Here is a 1288-nt window from a genome sequence, read left to right as displayed (position 1 = left end):
ATCTCCGTCAAAATGGCATGGTTGACGATGTATCTTTTATTGATGGGACAAAGATTTTAGCTGATGCGAACAAATATAGTTTTGTTTGGAAGAAGAATACGATTCGCTTTGATCAAATGAATCGAAAAAAATTAGTGAAACTTCTAGGTGAACTACATGAAGCTAAAATTGTCGATGAAGTCCCGGCTGGTTCGAATTTAACTCCTGAATTGTTAGACACGATGATCAGTAAAGTTGAGGATCACTTAGTGGTATTGAACGAAACCGTTGAAGCTACGAAGCAGGTCTCACCGAACCCAGCTAAACAGCAACGTCGTACCATTAAATCTCAAAAACGAAAACTTGACGAGCGGTGTGATAAAATGCGTGAACATCAAGCCCAACAAGTAATCTATGGTCAACGCAATAGTTACTCTAAAACGGACCACGATGCCACCTTTATGCGGGTCAAAGAAGATCCGATGCAAAACGGTCAATTAAAGCCCGCCTACAACTTTCAAATTGCCACGAGCAATCAATTTATCACGGGATATCAGTTGTTTCAGAACCCAACTGACACCCGAACGTTACAGACATTTATTAAACATTTAAAGGCCAACGATACGTTAGGTACCACCATCGTCGCCGATGCCGGATACGGTTCTGAAAGTAATTATCGGTACTTAGAAGACGAACTTAATCAGCATACTACCTTGATCCCGTATGGAACGATGCTTAAAGAGAATAGTCGAAAATGGCGCAGTGACGACCGTAAAGTTATGAACTGGGATTATTACGCCAAGGATGATTATTTTGTCAATCCGCAAGGAGTGCGATTTAACTTTAAGGCGTATCGCCAGAGAACCGACAAATATGGGTTTACTCGTGATTTCAAAGAATACGTTGCCGAAAAATTTAATGAGAACCACCAACTGATTCCCGCTGCATTAACACCAAAAGAAAATCTAAAGAAGATTTCCGTGAATGAAAGTTGGGAATACTTTAAAGCTAAACAACGGGAGTTGCTTTCAGCTCCAAAGACCGGTCAAATCTACGCTCAGCGCAAGATCGATGTTGAACCGATTTTTGGTAAGATGAAGGCTTCTTTGCGTTTTAATCGCTTCTCAGTGCGTGGATTTGAGAAGGTCACCAAGGAAGCTGGTATCGTCGTCATGGCATTAAACATCATGAAACTGGTCACGTTAGGGGCCAGTTTAAAAAATCAAAGACTTAAGCAAATAGGACGGGAAACCAAAATTCGGTTTCTCGTCCTATTTACTTATACAGAGGCTAGTTATGTCACAGCCTC

Annotated in this window: 1 protein-coding gene; it reads left to right on the top strand. The window is 41.1% G+C overall.

The window, feature by feature from the left end; translation table 11 throughout:
• Positions 1-1288, top strand: a 1288-nt coding sequence (locus FC19_RS01510) for a transposase (protein ID WP_057875236.1), incomplete at both ends; no start/stop codon positions are given.

The sequence above is a fragment of the Liquorilactobacillus aquaticus DSM 21051 genome (genome assembly GCF_001436755.1).
Lineage (GTDB): Bacteria > Bacillota > Bacilli > Lactobacillales > Lactobacillaceae > Liquorilactobacillus > Liquorilactobacillus aquaticus.
Note: the sequence above shows the minus strand (reverse complement) of the source record. Positions and strands in the feature narration are given on the sequence as shown.